At 42.0% G+C, this 20,880-nt stretch carries 22 protein-coding genes; 14 read left to right on the top strand and 8 right to left on the bottom strand.

The features are described 5' to 3' along the window. Positions 1 to 41 precede the first annotated feature (41 nt). Positions 42 to 665, top strand: a complete 624-nt coding sequence (locus F975_RS04050) for a LysE family transporter (RefSeq protein ID WP_004750626.1) — start codon at positions 42 to 44, stop codon at positions 663 to 665. Between the two features lie 3 nt (positions 666 to 668). Here F975_RS04050 and F975_RS04055 read toward each other — a convergent pair whose 3' ends face one another. Then, on the bottom strand, positions 669 to 2,096 hold the full coding sequence (locus F975_RS04055) for an aminotransferase-like domain-containing protein (protein ID WP_004750628.1): 1,428 nt from the start codon (positions 2,094 to 2,096) through the stop codon (positions 669 to 671). Between the two features lie 95 nt (positions 2,097 to 2,191). Between F975_RS04055 and F975_RS04060 the strand changes: the two genes are divergently transcribed. Then, the gene (locus tag F975_RS04060; protein ID WP_004750631.1) at positions 2,192 to 2,509 is read left to right on the top strand and encodes a hypothetical protein; all 318 of its coding nucleotides are present in this window, start codon (positions 2,192 to 2,194) and stop codon (positions 2,507 to 2,509) included. A gap of 29 nt (positions 2,510 to 2,538) precedes the next feature. On the opposite strand, the gene F975_RS04065 is transcribed toward F975_RS04060, so the two are convergent. From F975_RS04065 to yihG, 6 genes are all read right to left on the bottom strand, one after another. Beyond that, positions 2,539 to 2,826: a PA4642 family protein gene (locus F975_RS04065; protein ID WP_004750632.1), complete on the bottom strand. Its 288-nt coding sequence runs from the start codon at positions 2,824 to 2,826 to the stop codon at positions 2,539 to 2,541. 122 nt (positions 2,827 to 2,948) lie between these two features. Then, positions 2,949 to 3,221 (bottom strand): cell division topological specificity factor MinE, encoded by a 273-nt coding sequence (gene minE, locus F975_RS04070; protein WP_004750634.1) that lies wholly within the window; start codon positions 3,219 to 3,221, stop codon positions 2,949 to 2,951. A 2-nt stretch (positions 3,222 to 3,223) separates the two neighbouring features. Continuing rightward, positions 3,224 to 4,036, bottom strand: a complete 813-nt coding sequence (gene minD / locus F975_RS04075; RefSeq protein ID WP_004750636.1) for a septum site-determining protein MinD — start codon at positions 4,034 to 4,036, stop codon at positions 3,224 to 3,226. Positions 4,037 to 4,108: 72 nt separating this feature from the next. Further along, positions 4,109 to 4,822 (bottom strand): septum site-determining protein MinC, encoded by a 714-nt coding sequence (gene minC, locus F975_RS04080; protein ID WP_004750639.1) that lies wholly within the window; start codon positions 4,820 to 4,822, stop codon positions 4,109 to 4,111. Between the two features lie 151 nt (positions 4,823 to 4,973). Beyond that, on the bottom strand, positions 4,974 to 6,014 hold the full coding sequence (locus F975_RS04085) for a hypothetical protein (protein ID WP_004750641.1): 1,041 nt from the start codon (positions 6,012 to 6,014) through the stop codon (positions 4,974 to 4,976). A 16-nt stretch (positions 6,015 to 6,030) separates the two neighbouring features. Further along, a complete protein-coding gene (gene yihG, locus F975_RS04090) occupies positions 6,031 to 6,948 on the bottom strand; it encodes a 1-acylglycerol-3-phosphate O-acyltransferase, YihG family (protein WP_004750643.1) in 918 nt (305 codons plus the stop codon). A 238-nt stretch (positions 6,949 to 7,186) separates the two neighbouring features. On the opposite strand from yihG, the gene F975_RS04095 reads away from it, so the two are divergent. Next, a complete protein-coding gene (locus F975_RS04095; RefSeq protein WP_004750645.1) occupies positions 7,187 to 7,864 on the top strand; it encodes a YiaD family glycine zipper/OmpA-like lipoprotein in 678 nt (225 codons plus the stop codon). Positions 7,865 to 7,923: 59 nt separating this feature from the next. On the opposite strand, the gene F975_RS04100 is transcribed toward F975_RS04095, so the two are convergent. Beyond that, positions 7,924 to 8,277, bottom strand: a complete 354-nt coding sequence (locus F975_RS04100; protein ID WP_004750646.1) for a hypothetical protein — start codon at positions 8,275 to 8,277, stop codon at positions 7,924 to 7,926. A gap of 661 nt (positions 8,278 to 8,938) precedes the next feature. Here F975_RS04100 and ndhC point away from each other — a divergent pair. From ndhC to nuoL, 11 genes are all read left to right on the top strand, one after another. After that, positions 8,939 to 9,475, top strand: a complete 537-nt coding sequence (gene ndhC, locus F975_RS04105; protein ID WP_004750648.1) for an NADH-quinone oxidoreductase subunit A — start codon at positions 8,939 to 8,941, stop codon at positions 9,473 to 9,475. A gap of 6 nt (positions 9,476 to 9,481) precedes the next feature. Beyond that, positions 9,482 to 10,159 carry a NuoB/complex I 20 kDa subunit family protein gene (locus F975_RS04110; RefSeq protein ID WP_004750650.1) on the top strand — a complete coding sequence of 226 codons (678 nt, stop codon included), beginning with the start codon at positions 9,482 to 9,484 and terminating at the stop codon, positions 10,157 to 10,159. An 87-nt stretch (positions 10,160 to 10,246) separates the two neighbouring features. Continuing rightward, positions 10,247 to 12,037: an NADH-quinone oxidoreductase subunit C/D gene (gene nuoC, locus F975_RS04115; RefSeq protein ID WP_004750652.1), complete on the top strand. Its 1,791-nt coding sequence runs from the start codon at positions 10,247 to 10,249 to the stop codon at positions 12,035 to 12,037. Positions 12,038 to 12,050: 13 nt separating this feature from the next. Next, on the top strand, positions 12,051 to 12,560 hold the full coding sequence (gene nuoE, locus F975_RS04120) for an NADH-quinone oxidoreductase subunit NuoE (protein WP_004750654.1): 510 nt from the start codon (positions 12,051 to 12,053) through the stop codon (positions 12,558 to 12,560). Continuing rightward, positions 12,557 to 13,888 carry an NADH-quinone oxidoreductase subunit NuoF gene (gene nuoF / locus F975_RS04125; protein ID WP_004750657.1) on the top strand — a complete coding sequence of 444 codons (1,332 nt, stop codon included), beginning with the start codon at positions 12,557 to 12,559 and terminating at the stop codon, positions 13,886 to 13,888. Before nuoE ends, nuoF begins: the two co-directional genes overlap by 4 nt. An 11-nt stretch (positions 13,889 to 13,899) precedes the next feature. Then, positions 13,900 to 16,584 carry an NADH-quinone oxidoreductase subunit NuoG gene (gene nuoG, locus F975_RS04130; RefSeq protein WP_004750658.1) on the top strand — a complete coding sequence of 895 codons (2,685 nt, stop codon included), beginning with the start codon at positions 13,900 to 13,902 and terminating at the stop codon, positions 16,582 to 16,584. Positions 16,585 to 16,586: 2 nt separating this feature from the next. After that, the gene (gene nuoH, locus F975_RS04135; protein WP_004750660.1) at positions 16,587 to 17,603 is read left to right on the top strand and encodes an NADH-quinone oxidoreductase subunit NuoH; all 1,017 of its coding nucleotides are present in this window, start codon (positions 16,587 to 16,589) and stop codon (positions 17,601 to 17,603) included. Between the two features lie 18 nt (positions 17,604 to 17,621). After that, positions 17,622 to 18,164: an NADH-quinone oxidoreductase subunit NuoI gene (nuoI, locus tag F975_RS04140; RefSeq protein ID WP_004750662.1), complete on the top strand. Its 543-nt coding sequence runs from the start codon at positions 17,622 to 17,624 to the stop codon at positions 18,162 to 18,164. Further along, positions 18,164 to 18,679 carry an NADH-quinone oxidoreductase subunit J gene (gene nuoJ, locus F975_RS04145; protein ID WP_171063155.1) on the top strand — a complete coding sequence of 172 codons (516 nt, stop codon included), beginning with the start codon at positions 18,164 to 18,166 and terminating at the stop codon, positions 18,677 to 18,679. Before nuoI ends, nuoJ begins: the two co-directional genes overlap by 1 nt. Beyond that, positions 18,679 to 18,987: an NADH-quinone oxidoreductase subunit NuoK gene (nuoK, locus tag F975_RS04150; RefSeq protein ID WP_004750668.1), complete on the top strand. Its 309-nt coding sequence runs from the start codon at positions 18,679 to 18,681 to the stop codon at positions 18,985 to 18,987. Before nuoJ ends, nuoK begins: the two co-directional genes overlap by 1 nt. Further along, a complete protein-coding gene (nuoL, locus tag F975_RS04155) occupies positions 18,984 to 20,879 on the top strand; it encodes an NADH-quinone oxidoreductase subunit L (RefSeq protein ID WP_004750670.1) in 1,896 nt (631 codons plus the stop codon). The genes nuoK and nuoL overlap by 4 nt, the downstream gene beginning before the upstream one ends. The last annotated feature ends 1 nt before the right edge of the window (position 20,880 follow it).

A 20,880-nucleotide genomic window follows, 5' to 3' on the forward strand; every position in this document is an offset into this window, starting at 1 on the left:
TAATATTCATGTTTTGCTTATTCAGTTAATTGGAGATCTGCATGTTTGCTGCCTTTGCAATGCTGATATTTATTCACTTCTGTGCCTTGATTACGCCTGGACCAGATTTCTTTTTAGTATCACAAACAGCAATCAGCCGTTCTCATAAAGAAGCAGTAGCTGTTGTTGTAGGTATCACGGTTGGCGTTATGTTTTGGTCGTTACTGGCATTAATGGGTTTAAACATGCTGTTTGAAAAAATGGCATGGCTGAAGCATGTGTTGCTGGTTTGTGGCGGATTATATTTATGTTGGTTGGGCGTTCAAATGTTACGTTCGGCATTTTCTAAACAACAGACAACAACCATTTCCCCAAGCGTGCAAGTATCTAAAAGTATGTTGAGCTGCTTTATGAAAGGCATGCTAACTAATTTGTCCAACCCGAAAGCAGTGATTTATTTTGGGAGCGTTTTCTCATTATTTTTGACCAACCCTGCGCTAGAGCATTTACATGCTGTTCTGTTTTTGGTGATTAGTGCAGAAACGGCCATTTGGTTCTTGTTTGTCACTTTTGTATTTTCATTACCAGCTTGTAAAGCAGTTTACCAGCGTTCGGTAAAATGGATTGATGGTATCTCTGGCGGTATTTTTACGCTATTTGGTGCATTCTTAATCACCAATAAATAATTCTTATCCATCCTCAGCTTGCTGCCTGATCCATGTCGCAAGCTGTTGTAAGGCTGCCTGAATAGGGGGTGTCAAAGGATGACCTGCATTAATCCGAATATAGTCATGATATTTATTGTCTTCCCCAAAAATACCGCCAGGGACAATACTGATACTCTGATTTAATGCAAATTGATAGAGTGCAAAAGCGCTTAAATGCTGAGGCAGCTTCATCCATAATGCATAACCGCCTTGAGGCATATTTAGCAATAACATCTGTGGAGTAAAAAGTTGTTGTAAATACTGTAGGTACTGCTGTACCTGTTCCCATAAGCAGGGGCGTAACTGATTGAGATGACGGCGATAACCACCACTAAAAATAAAATCAGCCAAACCAAGTTGTAGTGGTGTATTCACAATAATATTGTGTGCGAGTAGCTTGGGCTTTAAATGCTGCAAGGTTTTAGGTAGACATAACCAGCCAATCCGATATGCACTGGATAAACTTTTCGACACTGAACCTACCCAAATAACATAATCTGCCTGATCCCAATGTTTAATAGGTAACGGACGCTGCAAGTCATATCCACATTCACCATAAATATCATCTTCGATGATGAAACACTGATATTTTGCAGCCAGTGCTGCAATCTGTGCTTTTTCCTGATGCGTCAGGCAGTACCCTAGAGGATTCTGATAATTGGCTGTTAAAAGGCATGCTTTGGCTTGCCCTGTTTGTAGAACCTGTTCGAGGCGTTGTAAATCAATACCTTGAGCATGCGATGGAATTTCAATGACTTTACGATTTAAGCTAGCAAGTAACAGTAATTGTCCGTTAAATGTAGGTGTCGGTAGAATAATGCTGTCACCAATCTCAGTAAGAGATTGAATAATGAGCATAAGAGCAGCCATACAGCCATTGGTGATAAAAATATCATCGTAAGCGACATGAATGGCATCTTCTGCCCAGTGTTGCAGCAATGCTTTGCGTAAACGCGGGTGTCCTTGCCGATCACAATATAAAAAATCTTCAGGGTGGCTATGCTTAAGACTTCTTTGAATCGAACGCCGTAGGCCTTCAATTGGAATGAGTGGGCTACCCAGTTGAATTGCACCAAGGTGAATCATTTGTGCTTGACTGGAGGCTTCCTGAATCTGGTTATGCAGATCAAAACTGGAAACTTCTCGGCTGACTGAGGGGAAATCAATATAGTCATGCTGCTTGGTATTTGCAGTTATTTTAGGTGCTTGTACAAAAAAACCAGACTTGGGTTTGACATAGACATGTCCCTGCGCTTCTAGTAGCTCATAACACGCTTGAGCAGTTGTCAGGCTGATATTTTGTTGCTTGGCAAAGTTGCGTAGCGAGGGTAGTTTACAATGCGGAGTAAGTTCACCCGCCAGAATTTTATGTCGAAGCTGACTGGCAATATTCTGATAACGAAATTGCATATCTGTACTGCTTTTTTAGAAAAAAGTGTATCTGTATACCTTAACAGAATCTTCCTATGATTGACCAATATTTGATTGGTTATGGGGGAGGATTTATGAAAAATCTAATCGCTGTCTTGATATGCCTAAGCCTGTTTGGCTGTACTCAATTTAAGCAGGAAAATTTTGCGACCTGTCAAAGGTTGGCAGAGGGTTATCTTAATACTCAGGCTGTAGAAGCTTATCATCTAGTGACGACTCAACAGGGAAAGCAGGGTATACGGTTATATTATCGATTGCAGCAAAGCTATAAGATTACTCAGACAGAACCTAAAATCTTTGAGTGTATTGAAAAACCACAAGGAACATGGCTGCAATTGCTACAAAATGGTGAGGCAAGCACCGTGCTGGTTTTACCTCGTGCAATAAAATAGCCTGCACAGAGCAGGCTAAATATCGACAGTTAAGCAAATTTTGCCAGAACGTTAAGAAATTCAGTCGAATGGCGAGGGAACTGTGCAATCACATCGTGAATACGCTGACCTTGAGGGTTGGTTGCATTGACATCGCGGCCATCAGCAGTAAATTGAGTCAGTAGGCGCTCGAAATCATGTGGACGCATGTGTTTATAGGCATTATAAAGTACATGAAAGTCCGCGCTGTTTCCTTCAGGAGGTAAATGATTCAAGTAGGCAAACACACGCTCATCTGACCATTCTTCATTGAAAGTTGCTGGCTGTGATAATGCCATAGCTCACTCCTCGACATTGAAAATAAAAGGCAAAATATTTTGCGACTGGATAAAGCTTTAGTTTGCTTATCCAGCCGCATATTTTGCCTTGAATTATTATATTTAGCTAATCAGAATTGAAATTAATGATCTTCAGGTAAATTGATATTCATCTCAAGCATTTCAATATTGGCTTCTGAACGTACTTGCATTTGGATATGCTGTTCATCAACGCCGCGAACATAGCGGCTGACCACTTGCATAATCTCTTTTTTCATCTGATCAATTTTGTCTTGACTCAAGCGACGACCTAAGCCTTGTTCAGAAGCAACAATAACCTTTAAACGGTCTTTTGCCATCTGTGCGCTTGGGGTTTTATCGTCACTACCAAATAATTTGCTCCAAAATCCTGCCATGATTATGCTCCAAACAAACGTGCCAGCCAGCCTTTAGGTTTTACCGTAATATGACGATACGGACGATCTTCTCCAAGAAAGCGGGCAACTAAATCATCATAAGCTTGCCCAGCATACGACTCTGTATACAAAATGACAGGTTTACCTTCGTTGGATGCTTGCAATACGCTTGGACATTCAGGAATTACGCCCAGCGTTGGAATACGCAAAATATCTTTAGAAATATCATCAATCGTCAGCATTTCCTGACGATCGGCACGTTCAGGGTTAAAGCGAGTAATACATAAATGTTTACGGATACGACCTTCATTGTGCTCAACTTTTTTAGTTTTGCTATCGAGCATACCAATAATACGGTCAGAGTCGCGTACTGAGGAAATTTCCGGGTTAGTCACAATGATGGCTTCATCGGCATGATACATTGCCAAAATTGCACCACGTTCAATACCTGCAGGAGAGTCACAGACAATATAGTCAAATTCCTGAGCAAGTTCATTCATCACACGCTCAACACCATCATCGGTAAGAGCATCTTTGTCACGGGTCTGTGATGCAGGTAAAATATAAAGATTTTCAATGTCTTTATCGCGAATTAATGCTTGTTGTAGACGAGCTTCATGATTGATGACATTAACAAAGTCATAAACAACACGGCGTTCACAGCCCATAATAAGGTCTAAGTTACGTAAACCGACATCAAAATCGATGACTACAGTTTTGTGACCACGTAAGGCTAAGCCTGTTGCAAATGATGCGCTTGTTGTAGTTTTACCTACACCACCTTTGCCTGATGTTACGACAACAATTTTGGCCACCGAATCCACTCCTGTTATGGTCATTTGCAATTAAAATAAAATGTTCAATGGTTAAGTAAGACGAATCATACCTTAGATTTCTAGCGCTTCGAACTCAAGTTCATGCTCATCATTTAAATAAATGTGTACCGCTTTTTTCGCAACATGCGCGGGAATGTCGTCTGCGACACAATAAGTCCCCGCAATCGAGACCAATTCGGCATTTAAGCACTGACAAAAAATACGTGCTGTCGGGTCACCGCTCGCACCAGCAATAATGCGTCCTTGTGTTGTACCATAAATATAAATATTGCCAGAAGTAATCACTTCTGAACCACTATTCATACTGGCATTTAAGATCACATCGCCATGCTCTTGGATTAAGCACTGTCCCGTACGCAACATTTCATTATGATATGAAGTCACATGGTTTACAGCGTTTGATTTTTGTTTACTGTTGTCGCTATTTTGATCTTTATCATCCTTTTGTTCAATCACTTGTTCGTGTGTTGGCTTGATTCTTTGTAAAGGACGATCTGCAGGAAGAACAGGGAACTGGATACTACGAGCTTCATCACCAAGTAACCCATCAATAACGGCCATTGGTTGTAAATCGAGACTAATCAGTATTTGAATTAATTCGATTAGCTCTTGTTCGACGGTACTGTCTAAAATGACCGCTGCGCCGTGAGAACCAGTGTCTTCGAGCATTTGAGTGAGTTGTTGGCGAATAGCATCATGATCATTTGTATCGAAGGTTAATCGGGTAAAATTAACCATTCTGCCGGTAATGCGTATATCAGCCATGATATTTCCTTAGAGGCTTTTGACCAAATAAGTAATAAGTCAAAGTATGTTGTAAATAGCTCAAATCCTAGATCAATTTGCTGTAATTCTCTAGCACCAGCAAGAAAAAATCATGAATATTTGTCGGGAAAAATCAGGCATGTTCATTTTGTTATTTATTTTGATCGGCAGCGATCAAGATATTTTGCCATTGCTTGATTTTGACCTGTTTGCGAATTGCAGCCAAACTTTCATAAACAGCAGATTCAACCAATTGCTCAAGCTGTGCATTATTGAGATCTACCTCACTAATTTTGTCTGCAATCTGCTGATATGGGGTATTGGATGTAGGACTTTGAGGCTGTGCCCAAGGTTCAATGAGCCCTTGGGTAATATTTTCACCTAGGCGTTTTCCGATACTTTGAATCTGTTCTTCTAAACGACTGCCAATAATCGGGAATAAGCGTAATAACTGGTGTAGTTCAGGTGTTTCAATCACAGCTTTTTCAACAACTTGACCAACATGCTGTGCTAAATCTTGTTGTTGACGTTGAAGTTCTGTTGCAATATTTTCCCTTAACAGATCAGCCACCATTTGTGCAAACATTTCGCGGTGGCGGTCAACCAGCTCATGAATAATTTTCTTATGCGTGGAACTGGTGTCAAGTTCATAGCGAATACCGTCAATGACCGTAATCACAACCCGATCCGATAATTCTTCCATAACCACTTGATAATAAAATTTTGCAGTTTTACGCCATCCCTCAGGAATAACTTCATAACCCAATTCATGCAAACGATAGGCAATAATCCCTACGCGAAACAAACGCAAAAAACGTAACAGGGGAATAATCGCAAGAACTTCATACCAGTGAATAAATGGAAAGAAAAACCAGCGTTGATGATGGCGTTGTGTAATTGCCAGAAACCAGCGTATTGTGAATTCAAATACAAGAAAGCAAATAAACCAGCCTTCTGTTTTATTTACCCAAGGATGTAATGCACTTTTATAAAAATTCAGTAGATGAGTAATATGCAAATGTTCAGTGAACCAATTCGAAAAGTTACTCATCAGGATGGCATTTGTGCCAAGGCAAAATAAATTAAAGACGATAATAAACATCATGAAAATGTCATAACCCAAATAGATTTTCCACTGTAAGGAGTTATGGTCAATCGCTTGGAAGCTCGGAACTTTTCTTGAATTTTGCATGATGCCTTGTCTTTATTTAAACGGAATACTTGGCTTTAATGTCGCTAATTAACTGATCTTTTTCTTTCCAGATTTGTGCTAGCCACTGGTGGAATTTGGCGCGATATTCGCGATCATCTTCATAGCTGCCCGCTAAAACCCATGCTGGAATGTCAATTTTACGTAAATGTATGGCAATACGAGGTACTTCACCAAGCCAGAACTCACTATAATCTGGAATACCATCAGGATAGACAATGGTCATATCCACCAAGGCATCAACCTGATTTCCCAAAATATTTAGCGCTAATGCCAGACCACCAGCTTTAGGTTTAAGTAAATGTTGATAAGGTGATTTCTGCTGAGCATGTTTTTCAGGCGTAAAACGTGTACCTTCGACATAATTGAGCAATGTGAATGGTTGACTGAGCAGTTGTTCACAAGATTTGCGCGCTTCTAAAATGTCACGATGTTTTAGCTCTGGGTTTTTAGCAATCTCGGATTTGCTATGACGCTTCATCATTGGAAAACCCAAAATTTTAAATGCCTGCCCCACAAAAGGAATAAAAATCAGTTCCCATTTGGTAAAAAAACGCGTCAATGGCATACGGGTTAAACCGAAATACTGATTAACTGTGGTATCGACCCAGCTTTGATGGTTACAGAGCATGAGATAACGCCCTTGCAAGTTCAGGTCGAGATCCTCATCGATATGAATATCCCATTGGGTATTTGGCAAAACATGATCAATCAGCCAATTGTTTACACTTAACCAGCTATTGGTAATCTGAATATTGGTCTCATCCACCTTGCGTGATTGTTTAAACAGTTTGGTGAGTCCCAAGGCTAAAACAGGAGGGCCATGTAAAAATGTGCTCCCTGTAATGACAGAACCAACAGTCATGCCGCGTGTAATTTTTTTGAATAAACTTTGTTTGGCTCGATGAGATGTCATAAAAATTCCTAGCCTAAATCTCGCATAGTAAAGATAACGATCGACCTAGAGAGAGTCAAAATAAATCTTTCAAATTGTATCTACTCTGTAGAAAATAAGGAGAGCTTATGCTTAAACTGGTATGAATACTGTTGTTTTGTTAAAAAACCCTCGTTTTTTAACAAAAAATCAGTATTTTACGAAAGTATATTCTTTCATAATTTTTTACATGTAAATAAACACAACAAGGAGGCATGCGATGCGTGCATTGGTTATTTCTACAGTCATCGGGGCTTTGGCATTGTCAGGTTGTCAAAGTATGAACACTGGTACGAATTCTGGTGCTACAGGTAGTAGTGGTGGCTTCCGTGATTATCAAAAAACTGCGATTGGTGCAGGTTTAGGGGCACTTGCAGGTTATGGCTTATCACGAGCTGGTGCGAATTCAAGTGCACAAAATAACCGTGCTGCTGCGATTGGTGCCATTCTTGGTGCTGCAGGTGGTTTGTATCTTGATAAAAAAGAGCAAAAACTTCGCCAGCAAATGGCAGGTACAGGGGTTGAAGTGAACCGTAATCCAGACGGTTCGGTTGGTTTGGTGATGCCAGGTAACATCACTTTTGATACCAATTCTTATAATATCAAACCAAACTTCTATTCAACTCTAAATAAAGTTTCACAAACTTTGACTGAAGATAACAAGAGTGCGATTTTAGTCACAGGTTATACTGACAACACAGGCAATGATTCAATTAATATTCCGTTGTCTAATAACCGCGCGAATGCTGTCGCTCAATATTTGATTAGCCAAGGTGTTCCATCAAGCCGTGTGAATTCAGAAGGGCATGGTGCATCTAACCCGATTGCATCAAATAGTACAGCGAGTGGTCGTGAACAAAACCGCCGTGTTGAAATCAGTATTTATGAAGCAAAATAACTCAATATTTTGCACGTAGTTTAAAAAACCACCTTAGGGTGGTTTTTTTATTCGGTGATTTATTCATATAGTGTTGTATCAGGAATAATTAACGGTTTGCCTTGTAGCAGTTCGGAAATTGCCTGAGCATTCAGATCAAGAGTCAAGTTTAATTGTTCATGATCAATCTGATAAAACTCAATAAGTCTTTGATCGCCAGATAATGTTTCAACTTTATATTCATCGGCGATATTGAGTATGCCTTCCAAATTGATACTTGTTGCAGCAAGATCATTCTGAAACAAGTGCTGCAATTGATCAAAAGGGATTTTGAGCTGGGTGTTTGGATGAACAGGTAGGTGATTTTCAATAAAGTGCACCAGTAATTGCGCAAACATGAAATAATTTGGTTTATGTGAGATGTCTAAGCTCATTGTTGAATCCTTATATTTGATTTAATTGATATTTCTATGTGTTTTTTTATTTATATAGCATAGTTTTCCAAATTTGTGTTGTAACCGTAAGCGTTCTCATACAATTTTTGTAGAAGATGTCTAGGGTCTATTTTTAGAATGTTGCGTCATGATAAATTTTTTATAAATGTTGCATGGTGCGTTAATATGAGAAATCATGTTGAATGATGATTTTTCTCAAATGGAGTGCATACATAAAAAACATTTAAAGAATTTGTTGTAAGGTTGTAATAAATTAAAGTGTAGATCATGACTTTATAATAGAGAATTATTCTTGTTTTCTATAAAATTTAGTAAAAATTTTGGAGTATTTTGCTAGAGAAAAAAGCCAATTTTTTGTAAAAAATGGCATGAAAAATACAATAATTGAAAAAAAAGTGACTTTTTAAAAAGATAATAGTATTAATCGATAAGTATGGATTACCACACTTTTAGTCGTCTTTTTGCGTAAAAACCACACAGAGTATTATGCCAAAGGCTAGAGATAACAAGAGAGATTAGCCTAGCAACGTAAATCATAAATCAGGTACAATTGAAGTGTTTAATTTTGTGTTTGGTGTATTTTTAGGCCAATACATACATCCTTTTTGTTAAAATTAGGCCTGCCAGGAGTTATCCCCGCATGAGTGCCATTACTCCATACGATTGGGCAACGATTGCCTTCGTGATCGGCGTTACATTCCTTTGCGTCTTTATGCTTACAGTTCCGTTACTCCTAGGAGGTAAGTCATGGGGTCGTTCAAAACAAGAGCAGTTTGAGTCAGGTATTGTTGGTGCTGGTGGTGCCCGCATTCGCCTGTCTGCAAAATTTTATCTTGTCGCTATCTTCTTTGTCATTTTTGATATCGAAGCACTTTATCTTTATGCATGGTCTGGTGCTGTGCGTGAAGTAGGCTGGTTGGGTTTTTCAACTGCAACCGTCTTTATTATCGATTTGTTGATTGGTCTTGTTTATGCGCTTTCTGTAGGTGCGTTGAACTGGTCACCATTTGACCGTCGTAAAGCGGCAGGCATATTACCAAAAATTGGCTCTCCAAATATGGATATCGCAGAGATCACGCGTTTTAATTCAATTGATGAGTTGGTTAAAGACCCTACGGGTCATGTTCCGGCTCAATCTCGAGTCAAAAAGACCACAGCAACTTCTGACAAGGAGTAATACGGGATGAAATATACCTTAACCCGTGCCAATCCACAGGCTGACCAGTATCCCCTTCAAGAGCGTCAAATTGTCACAGATCCTCTTCAGGAAGAAGTCAATAAAAACGTATTTATGACTCGTTTGGAAGACGTGATGCACAATGTGGTCAACTGGGGGCGTAAAAACTCTGTTTGGCCATTTAACTTTGGTACATCTTGCTGCTACGTCGAGTATGCGACTACCTTAACAGGTGTGCATGACTTGTCACGTTTCGGTGCCGAAGTTATTCGTGCTTCACCACGTCAGGCTGACTTGATGATTGTGGCTGGGACTTGCTTTGTAAAAATGGCGCCTGTTATTCAACGTTTGTATGAACAAATGCTTGAACCTAAATGGGTGATTTCTATGGGTGCCTGTGCCAACTCTGGCGGTATGTACGATATTTATTCGGTTGTACAAGGTGTCGATAAAATCATTCCTGTAGATGTTTATATTCCAGGTTGCCCACCACGTCCAGAGGCATTAATCCAAGCATTAATGCTCTTGCAAGACCAAATTCAGCTAGAGCGCCGTCCATTATCTGCGGTGATTGGTGATGATCTTAAGCCTGTGTATAAGCCAAAGATGATGCCAGAACGTGACCGTAAAAATGCAGAACGTATTGCAGTGAAAAACTTACGCTCTATGGATGAGATTAAATAATTTTAACGATGGACTGTTCATCACCCACTTATGGGTGATTTGTCGTTAGGGTTAAAAAGAATTTGTATTAAAAAGGAAGCCAAGCCAATGGCTGAAACTGAAATTGCTATGCCAGAAGAATCGACTCAAATTGATTCGCGCCCAGCATTTGCAATTGTAGAAGAGCTGAAAACCAAATTCGGTGAAAACTTCTACGTGCAACCGACTTGTGAAGATTTTCCAACGGTCTGGGTTGAGCGTGCACGTGTGCAAGAAGTCTTAATGTTCTTGCGTACCGTGTCACGCCCATACGTGATGCTTTTTGACCTGTCTGCTGTTGATGAACGTTTGCGTCAACATCGTGAAGGGTTGCCAGCATCAGATTTCACAGTGTTCTATCATTTGCTATCGCTAGAGCGTAATGCCGATATTCGTGTAAAAGTCGCTTTAAACGAGAGTGATCTGAATATTCCAACCGCAACCAACATTTGGCCAAATGCTAACTGGTACGAACGTGAAGTTTATGACATGTTCGGTGTCAAGTTTGACGGTCATCCAATGTTGCGTCGTATCTTGTTGCCAACCTATTGGGAAGGGCATCCGCTACGTAAAGAATATTCTGCACGTGCAACGGAATATACGCCTTATATGCAAAACAAGGCGAAACAAGATTTCGAACAAGAACACTTACGTTTTGTTCCCGAAGATTGGGGACTGAAACGTGGTAACAAGGACGAGGACTTCATGTTCTTGAACTTGGGTCCTAACCATCCATCTGCGCATGGTGCATTCCGTGTGATCTTGCAGCTCGATGGTGAAGAAGTTAAAGACTGTGTTCCTGATATCGGTTATCACCACCGTGGTGTGGAAAAGATGGCTGAACGTCAAACATGGCACTCATTTATTCCTTACACTGACCGTGTAGACTACTTGGGTGGTTGTGCGCAAAACATGCCTTATGTCATGGGTGTGGAGCAGCTTGCAGGCATTAAAGTGCCTGATCGTGCACAGTGTATCCGTGTAATGATGTCGGAATTATTCCGTATCAATAACCACTTGCTTTACATCGGTACAGCAATTCAGGATACGGGTGGTATGACACCAGTATTCTATATGTTTGCTGACCGTCAAAAAATTTATGATGCGATTGAAGCCATCACTGGTTTCCGTATGCACCCAGCTTGGTTCCGTATCGGCGGTACTGCACACGACCTTCCAAACAACTGGCAACATCTGATTCGTGAAATTCTGGACTGGATGCCTAAGCGTTTGGATGAATACCATAAAGCAGCGTTAAAGAACTCTGTGTTTATTGGTCGTACCCGTAATGTTGCTCAGTACGATGCGAAATCTGCATTGGCTTGGGGTGTGACAGGTACAGGTCTACGTGCGACAGGGATTGACTTTGACGTTCGTAAATACCGCCCATATAGCGGTTATGAAAATTACGACTTTGAAGTGCCTGTTGAATACGAAGGCGATGCTTATGCACGTGTGATGGTTCACTTCCATGAAATTCGTGAATCATTGAAAATCGTGAAGCAATGTTTAGACAACATGCCATCTGGTCCATACAAAGCGGATCATCCACTGGCTGTTCCACCACCGAAAGACAAGACATTACAAGACATTGAAACCTTGATTACGCACTTCTTGAGCGTTTCTTGGGGTCCTGTCATGCCAGCTGGTGAGGCATCTGTAATGGCAGAAGTGGTGAAAGGTGCAAGTAACTATTACTTGACCTCTGACAAGGCAACCATGAGTTATCGTACGCGTATTCGTACACCAACATTTACTCACCTACAGCAAATTCCTTCGGTGATTAATGGCAGTTTGGTGTCTGACTTGATCATTTACTTGGCAACCATTGACGTGGTTATGGCCGATGTGGATCGCTAAGGGGTAACGCATTATGATGATTTTGACTGATAAAAAGCCACGTGTAAATGTTGAAGGGATTTTGACTGCGGACGAAATTCATGAGATTGAACATCACATTGATCATTATCCATACCCACGTGCAGCATCACTTGATGCTTTGAAGTGTGTACAACGCCGTAATGGCTGGGTAGATGATGCACAATTAAATGCGATTGCGCAGCTCCTCACGATCAGTGTTGCCGATTTAGAAGGTGTAGCAACATTCTATAACCGTATCTATCGCCAACCTGTAGGTCGCCACGTCATTTTACTCTGTGATTCAATCGCGTGTTTCTTGATGGGCGCTGAAACCTTGGCTGAAGCATTTCAGCGTGAATTAGGTATTCAGTTTGGACAAACAACGGCAGATAACCGTTTCACTTTATTGCCGATTTGCTGTTTGGGCAACTGCGATAAAGGTCCAACCTTGATGATTGATGAAGATACTCATGGATTGGTTGAAGTGACTTCAATCAAACAGTTATTGGAGAAGTATGTATGAATACTGAACCAAAACCAATTTATGGCGACGGTAACCCAGAAACGCATCCACTGACTTGGCGCTTAAGCAAACAAGAACATGTGCGTAATGCGGATGATTACGAAGCGCTAGAAGGTTATGCGGGCTTTAAAAAAGCGATTACCATGCCACCGAAAGATGTGCTGGAAGTCATTAAAGCTGCAACCGTAAAAGGGCGTGGTGGTGCAGGTTTCCCAGCAGGGATTAAATGGTCATTGATGGCACCAAATGATGGTGGTCCTCGTTACCTAATCTGTAATGCCGATGAGATGGAACCAGGTACGTTTAAAGACCGTCTGTTGATGGAAAGACTTCCTCATCAGTTGATCGAAGGTATGCTGATTGCAGCATATACCTTAGAAGCGACCCAAGGTTATATCTTTATTCGTGGTGAATACATCGAAGCTGCGCAGTACCTGAACGAAGCCTTAGAACAAGTTCGTGCTAAAGGTTATTTGGGTGACAACATTCTAGATACAGGTTGGAATTTCGAGCTGTATGTGCACACTGGTGCAGGACGTTATATCTGTGGTGAAGAAACTGCATTGATTAACTCTTTAGAAGGTCGCCGTGCTAACCCACGTACCAAACCACCATTCCCACAAGTTGCAGGGGCTTGGGGTCGTCCAACGATTGTCAACAACGTTGAGACCTACAATAACTTGCCAGCAATTCTGCTACGTGGTCCAGAATGGTATATCGGTTTGTCAGCAGGAAAATCGAAAGATCCTGGTACGAAAATCTACGGTGCATCGGGTAAAGTCAAGTTCCCTGGTCTTTGGGAGTTGCCATTTGGCACAACCGCACGAGAAGTGATCGAAGATCATGCTGGTGGTATGCGTGATGGTCTTAAACTCAAGGCATGGTTGCCAGGCGGCGCGTCTACAGACTTCTTGGCTGCTGAACACATTGATCTTCCAATGGATGCTGAAAGCATCATGAAAGCAGGTTCACGTTTAGGAACTTGTTTGCTCATGGTGGTAGATGAAACGCAGTGTATGGTTTCAGCAACACGTAACCTAGAAGAGTTCTTTGCACGTGAATCATGTGGCTGGTGTACACCTTGCCGTGATGGCTTGCCTTGGGCAGTGAAAGCGCTTAAAGCACTTGAAAACGGTGAAGGGAAGATGGAAGACATTCAACATCTTCAGGAACTGACCCGTAAGTTGTGGATTGGCAAAACTTTCTGTGCTCACGCACCTGGTGCGATGGAGCCATTAATGGGCGCACTCAAACATTTCCGTAGCGAGTTTGAAGCAAAAGTGACAGATCGTCCTGTAGCTCAAACTAGCAACGTAGCACAAGCTTAAGGAACTCGACTATGGCTACAATTCATGTCGATGGAAAACAGTACGAAGTTAATGGGTCAGAGAACTTGCTGCAAGCATGTTTATCTCTGGGAATTGATATCCCATATTTTTGCTGGCACCCATCCTTAGGTTCTGTTGGTTCTTGCCGTCAATGTGCTGTCACTCAGTATGCAAACCCTGAGGATACACGCGGACGTCTTGTGATGTCTTGTATGACGCCTGCTTCCGACAATACCTATATTTCAATCGAAGACAAAGAAGCGGTAAGTTTCCGTGAGTCCGTGGTTGAATTCTTGATGACAAACCACCCACATGACTGTCCAGTCTGTGAAGAAGGTGGTCATTGTCATTTACAAGATATGACAGTGATGACAGGACATGACCGTCGTCGTTACCGTTTCACCAAGCGTACACACCACAACCAAGAACTGGGTTCATTTATTGCACATGAAATGAACCGTTGTATCGCGTGTTATCGTTGTGTTCGTTACTATAAAGACTACGCAGGTGGTACGGATTTTGGCGTATATGCCAATGCATCACGTGTGTACTTTGGTCGTCCAGAATCAGGTGTTTTAGAGTCTGAGTTCTCTGGTAACTTGACTGAAGTGTGTCCAACAGGTGTATTTACCGATAAAACTCACTCAGAGCGTTATAACCGTAAGTGGGACATGCAGTATGCGCCAAGCGTATGCCAAGGTTGTTCTTCAGGCTGTAACATTTCTCCAGGCGAGCGCTATGGTGAATTACGTCGTATAGAAAACCGTTTCAACGGTGATGTGAACCAATACTTCTTATGTGACAAAGGTCGTTTCGGCACAGGTTATGTCAACCGTGCAGATCGTCCACGTCAGCCACAATTGCGTAATCAAGCTGAAGTGACAACTGTTTCAGTTGATCAGGCACTTGATGCTGTGATTGCTAAATTACAAGGCAAAAAAGTCTTGGGTATCGGTTCTCCACGTGCAAGCCTTGAATCTAACTATGCGCTACGTGAATTGGTGGGTTCAGACAATTATTCAACAGGGATGACGCAAAAAGAGCAGTCATTGGTTGAACTTGCTGCATCAATCATGCAAACCGAAGGTATCTATAACCCAACTTTACGTGAAGTTGAAAGTTATGATGCGGTACTCATTTTGGGTGAAGATCTAACTCAAACTGCACCACGTATGGCATTGTCTGTTCGCCAAGCTGCGAAAAACAAAGCTAAACAAATGGCAGCAGATCGTCGTACACCAGACTGGTTAGCTGAACCTGTTGCACGTATTGGTCAAGATGAGAAATCTCCGATTTATATCTTGGCAGCGACACAAACGCGTTTAGCTGATGTAGCGACAGGTGAAGTGGTTGCTTCTCCAAATGACATCGCACGTTTAGGTTTTGCAGTTGCAGCAGCAGTCAAAGGTGAAAATGTTCTGGGTCTAGATGATGATACCAAAGCATTTGCGCAAACGATTGCAGATACGTTGAAAGCTGCGAAAAAACCATTGGTGATTGCAGGTACAAGCCTACAAGATCCAGCGATTATGGAAGCAGCAGCTCAGTTGACTCAAAACTTGGGTGCAACAGCAGGTTTAACTTTGGTTGTTCCTGAAGTGAACTCAATGGGTCTGGCACTGTTTGGTGGTTTAAGCCTAGAGCAAGCTTTTGCACAAGACTATGACACTGTTGTTGTGGTTGAGAATGATCTTTTCCGTCGTTTGCCTGCAACTCAAGTTCAAGCTGCGTTTGCTAAAGCACAAGATGTGATTGTGCTTGATCACAGCGAAACTGAAACTGTGAAAGCAGCCAACATTGTATTGTCAGCAGCAAGCTTTGCTGAAGGTGATGGTACAGTGGTCAGCCAAGAAGGTCGTGCGCAACGCTTTTATCAAGTTTATGATCCAAGCTACTACAAACCAGAATACGCGATTAAAGAATCATGGCGCTGGTTGCATGCGATTGAAACGGGCCTACGTGGTAAAGCGATTGACTGGACATTACTCGATGACGTGATTGAATCTGTCGTGAAAAATGTACCAGTACTTGAAGCAATTCAAGATGTTGCACCAGATGCAGGTTATCGTGTTCATGGTTTGAAAATTGCGCGTGAACCACGCCGTTATTCAGGTCGTACAGCATTACGTGCACCGATTTCTGTACATGAACCAAAACAACCTGTTGACGTTGACTCAGCATTAACATTCTCAATGGAAGGTTATGTTGGTCCGCAAAAAGCAGCATCATTGGTTCCATTTGCATGGGCACCAGGTTGGAACTCTCCACAATCTTGGAACAAATACCAAGATGAAGTGGGTGGTCACTTGAAAGGTGGTGACGCAGGCGTTCGTCTATTTGATCGTTTACCAAAACGTCCAGCACGTAGCTATGTTGCTCCTTCTGCGGTTTTGACTAACCCAGACAGCTTCCGTTTGGTTCCAATGCATCATATTTTTGCTTCAGGTGAATTTACCATCAAAACACCTGCAATGCAGTCACGCATTCCAGAAGCAGTTTTTGCTGTTGGTGAACAAGATGCATCTCGTTTAAATCTTCAAGATGGTCAAAAAATTACCGTAAAAGCAGGGGAAACCAGCATTAGCTTACCTGTGCAAGTGATTGAATACTTGCCAACAGGCTATATTGGTTATCCGATTGGTTTAGCGCCAACAGTTTCTTTGGCTGAACCTGTTGCTGTGTCGGTAGGAGTGTAATCATGCACGAAAATTTACGCGCTCTACCTGTATGGGCAACAGATTGGCCAATCGCCTATATGGTTGTGCAAGCAATTTTGATTTTATTGGTCGTTGTGATTTTTGCAGCACTGATGTCTTTTGTTGAACGTCGTCTTTTAGGTTTGTGGCAAGACCGCTACGGTCCAAACCGTGTAGGTCCATTTGGTTCACTACAAATTGTTGCCGACATGCTGAAAATCATGTTCAAAGAAGACTGGACACCAAAGTTTGCAGATAAATTAACATTCCGTTTAGCACCTGCTGTTGCGATGGCAACGGCTGTGCTGTCTTACATGGTGATTCCTGTAAGCCCATTTATGGGTGTAGCAGACATGAGCATCGGGCTATTGTTCTTTATGGCAATGGCAGGTATTGCAGTTTATGCAGTATTGTTCGGTGGTTGGTCTTCTAACAACAAATATGCCTTACTCGGTGCGCTACGTTCTTCTGCACAGACCATTTCTTATGAAGTGTTCTTGGGTATTTCCCTAATGGGTGTGGTTGCAATTGCAGGTTCCTTCAACATGCGTGAGATTGTTGAATCACAACGCGATATGTGGAACATCATTCCTCAGTTTGTTGGTTTCTTGGTGTTTGTGGTTGCCGGTGTTGCGGTGACTCACCGTCATCCATTTGACCAACCTGAAGCAGAGCAAGAATTGTCAGAAGGTTACCATGTTGAATACGGTGGTATGAAATGGGGGATGTTCTTCGTTGCTGAATACATCAACATCATTCTAATTTCATCTTTAATCGTAACGTTATTCTTCGGTGGATGGCTTGCACCATTTAATTTGGATATTCCATTTATTCCAGCAGGTTTCTGGTTCATTATCAAAACTGCTTTCTTTGTCATGATGTTCATCTTGGCACGTGGTGCTTTAATTCGTCCACGTTATGACCAGGTCATGAACTTCGGATGGAAAATCTGCTTGCCATTGGCGTTGGTTAACTTATTGATAACTGGTGCTGTTATTCTATTGAAGCATGCGGCCTAAGACAGCAGGGAGAACATTATGTTTAAAATTCTAGCTGGTGTAGGGTCTGTCGTTCGCTCGTTGTGGATGGTATTTAGCCATGCAACGCGCAAACGCGACACCATTTTATATCCAGAAGTACCCGCCGAGCAGATCGTACCGCCACGTTATCGTGGTCGTATCGTCCTGACACGTGATCCAGATGGCGAAGAGCGCTGTGTTGCCTGTAACTTGTGTGCGGTTGCTTGCCCTGTAGGTTGTATTTCATTACAGAAAGCAGAAAAAGAAGATGGTCGTTGGTATCCGGAATTTTTCCGTATCAACTTTTCACGCTGTATCTTCTGCGGTATGTGTGAAGAAGCATGTCCAACGACTGCAATTCAGTTAACGCCAGACTTTGAGTTGGCTGAATATGTACGTCAAGATCTTGTTTATGAAAAAGAAAACTTACTGATTTCTGGTCCAGGCAAATACCCTGATTACAACTTCTATCGTGTAACAGGTATGGCAATTAACGGTAAAGAAAAAGGACAAGCGCAAAAAGAAAGCGCACCTGTCGATGTACGGAGCTTATTACCATGATGTGGCCATTTTATTTAATGGCTCTTGTGGCCATTGTTTCTACAGTTCGTGTTGTGACTAACTCGAACCCTGTACATGCACTTTTAAACCTTATTATTTCTTTACTTGCTGTTGCAGGCATTTTCATGATCGTGGGTGCGCCGTTTGCAGGCGCACTTGAAGTGATTGTGTATGCTGGCGCAATTATGGTTTTGTTCGTTTTCGTGGTGATGATGTTGAACTTGGGGCAACACACGGTCGAGCAAGAACGTAAATGGTTAACGTCTGATGCTTGGGCTGTACCTGCATTGTTGAGCTTCTTATTGGGCTTGACCTTGGTGTGGATGATCAGCAGTGATTACACACCAGCAGGTGCATTGCTGGGTAAAGCAGTGATTGGACCAAAAGCAGTGGGTCAAGCGTTATTTACCCAATATTTATTGTTGGTTGAAATTGCCGCAATGCTATTGCTCGCAGCACTTGTTGCAGCATTCCATTTAGGTAAACGTGAACCAGGTGAAGAGGAACAAGACTGATGGGTAACATTCCTTTGGAACACGGTTTGATTGTTGCAACCGTTCTTTTTGCACTTGGGTTCTACGGTGTAATGGTGCGTCGCAACTTTCTATTTATATTGATGAGTCTTGAGATCATGATGAACGCTGCTGCATTAGCCTTTGTGCTGGCAGGAAGTGTTTGGGGACAAGCTGACGGTCAGATTATGTTTATCTTAATTTTGACATTGGCAGCTGCCGAGGCTTGTATTGGTCTAGCGATCGTCCTTCAGTTTTATCATCGCTTCCATCATTTGGATGTGGATGCTGCGAGTGAGATGCGCGGATGAGTTATTTATATTTAACAATCTTATTTCCGCTAATCGGCTTTATTTTATTAGCGGTGGGTCGCGATAAACTTTCTGAAAATATTGCTGCGATTATTGGCGTAGGTTCAGTGGGGCTGTCTGCATTATTTGCATTGATTGCGGGGCTAGAGTTTGTCAACAGCGGTTCAACAGCTGTAGTACAACATCTATGGACATGGTTCAGTGTTGGTACATTGGCACCAGAAGTGAGTCTACATCTTGATGGCTTATCATTATTAATGACAGGCATGATCACAGGTGTAGGTTTCCTGATTCACATCTTTGCATCATGGTATATGCGTGGTGAAGATGGCTATGCACGTTTCTTCTCTTACTTCAACCTGTTCGTTGCGAGCATGTTGGTATTGGTTCTTGGCGATAACCTTGCGTTATTGTTCCTTGGCTGGGAAGGTGTAGGTCTTTGCTCATACTTATTGATTGGTTTTTATTATTCAAATCCAGACAATGGTTGGGCTGCGATCAAAGCATTTACCGTTACACGTGTGGGTGACGTTTTCTTATTGATCGCGTTATTCTTGCTTTATCAACAGTTTGGTACTTTGCATATTGCAACGATTGTGGCAAATGCACACCTTGTTCTCGCAGGAAATCACTCACTAGCTATCTGGACAGCATTGATGTTGTTCTTGGGTGCTGCGGGTAAATCTGCACAGATTCCACTACAAACTTGGTTAGCCGATGCGATGGCAGGTCCAACACCTGTTTCTGCATTAATCCATGCTGCGACTATGGTTACCGCAGGTGTGTACTTAACTTGTCGTATGCACACTGTGTTTGAAATGGCACCTGAAGTGATGCAGTTTATTTCTGTAACAGGTGCAATTACCTTGTTGGTGGCTGGTTTTGCAGCATTGGTACAAACCGATATCAAACGTATCTTGGCTTACTCAACCATGAGTCAGTTAGGTTATATGTTTATGGCGGTGGGTGCTGAAGCATACCAGGCTGGTCTGTTCCACATGTTGGCTCACGCATTCTTTAAGGCATTATTATTCTTGTCTTCTGGTGCAGTGATCTTGGCATGTCATCATGAACAAAACATTTTCAAAATGGGTGGCCTTTGGAAAAAGATTCCATTCGTATTTGCATGTTTCGTTGTGGGTGGCGGCGCGTTAGCAGCAATTCCATTCCTAACTGTGGGCTTCTTCTCTAAAGATGCGATCTTGGGTGAAGTTTATGCGCACGGCATGTTGGCAAATCTTCCACTGTATAACAGCTTGTACTGGGTCGGTGTTGCAGGTGCATTCTTAACTTCAATTTATACATTCCGCTTAATCTGGGTTGTATTCTTTGGTGAAGAAAAAACTCATGCGCACGAGATCAAGGGTGTTACGTACTGGGCACCACTATCAATTCTATTGGTACTGTCTACAGGTGTAGGCGCATTACTGAAAGCGCCTGTTGAAAAATTACTGACTTCAGCACGTATTCCAGCATTTGAAGTTCCTGAAAATGTTGAAGTACTGGTTAAAGGTGCAGAGCATACTGCTGTTGGCGTTGCCTTGGTAGGTCTAGTGATTGGTGTAGTGCTATTCGTCTTTGCTTATGGTGCGGTTAAAGCTTTTGCTCAAACCTCATTGGGTGCAGGTATTGCTCACATCTGGCGTAATGCGTTCGGTTTCGATGCTTTATATAACCTCGTTTTCGTACAACCTTATTTACTAATCGCGAAGATTTTAGGTCGTGATCCGATTGATAGTTTGTGGCTTGTATTACCAGCTTTAGTGAAAGGTGGTAACAGTTTCACAAGTTCACGTCAAACTGGATCATTGCGTGAATACGCATCAAGTATGTCACTGGGTATTGTGGTGTTACTGATGATCCTGATCGTTGTTCAGGTAGTGGGGAAATAAA

Origin of the sequence: Acinetobacter brisouisimilis, from assembly GCF_000368265.1 — a bacterium.
Classification (GTDB): domain Bacteria; phylum Pseudomonadota; class Gammaproteobacteria; order Pseudomonadales; family Moraxellaceae; genus Acinetobacter.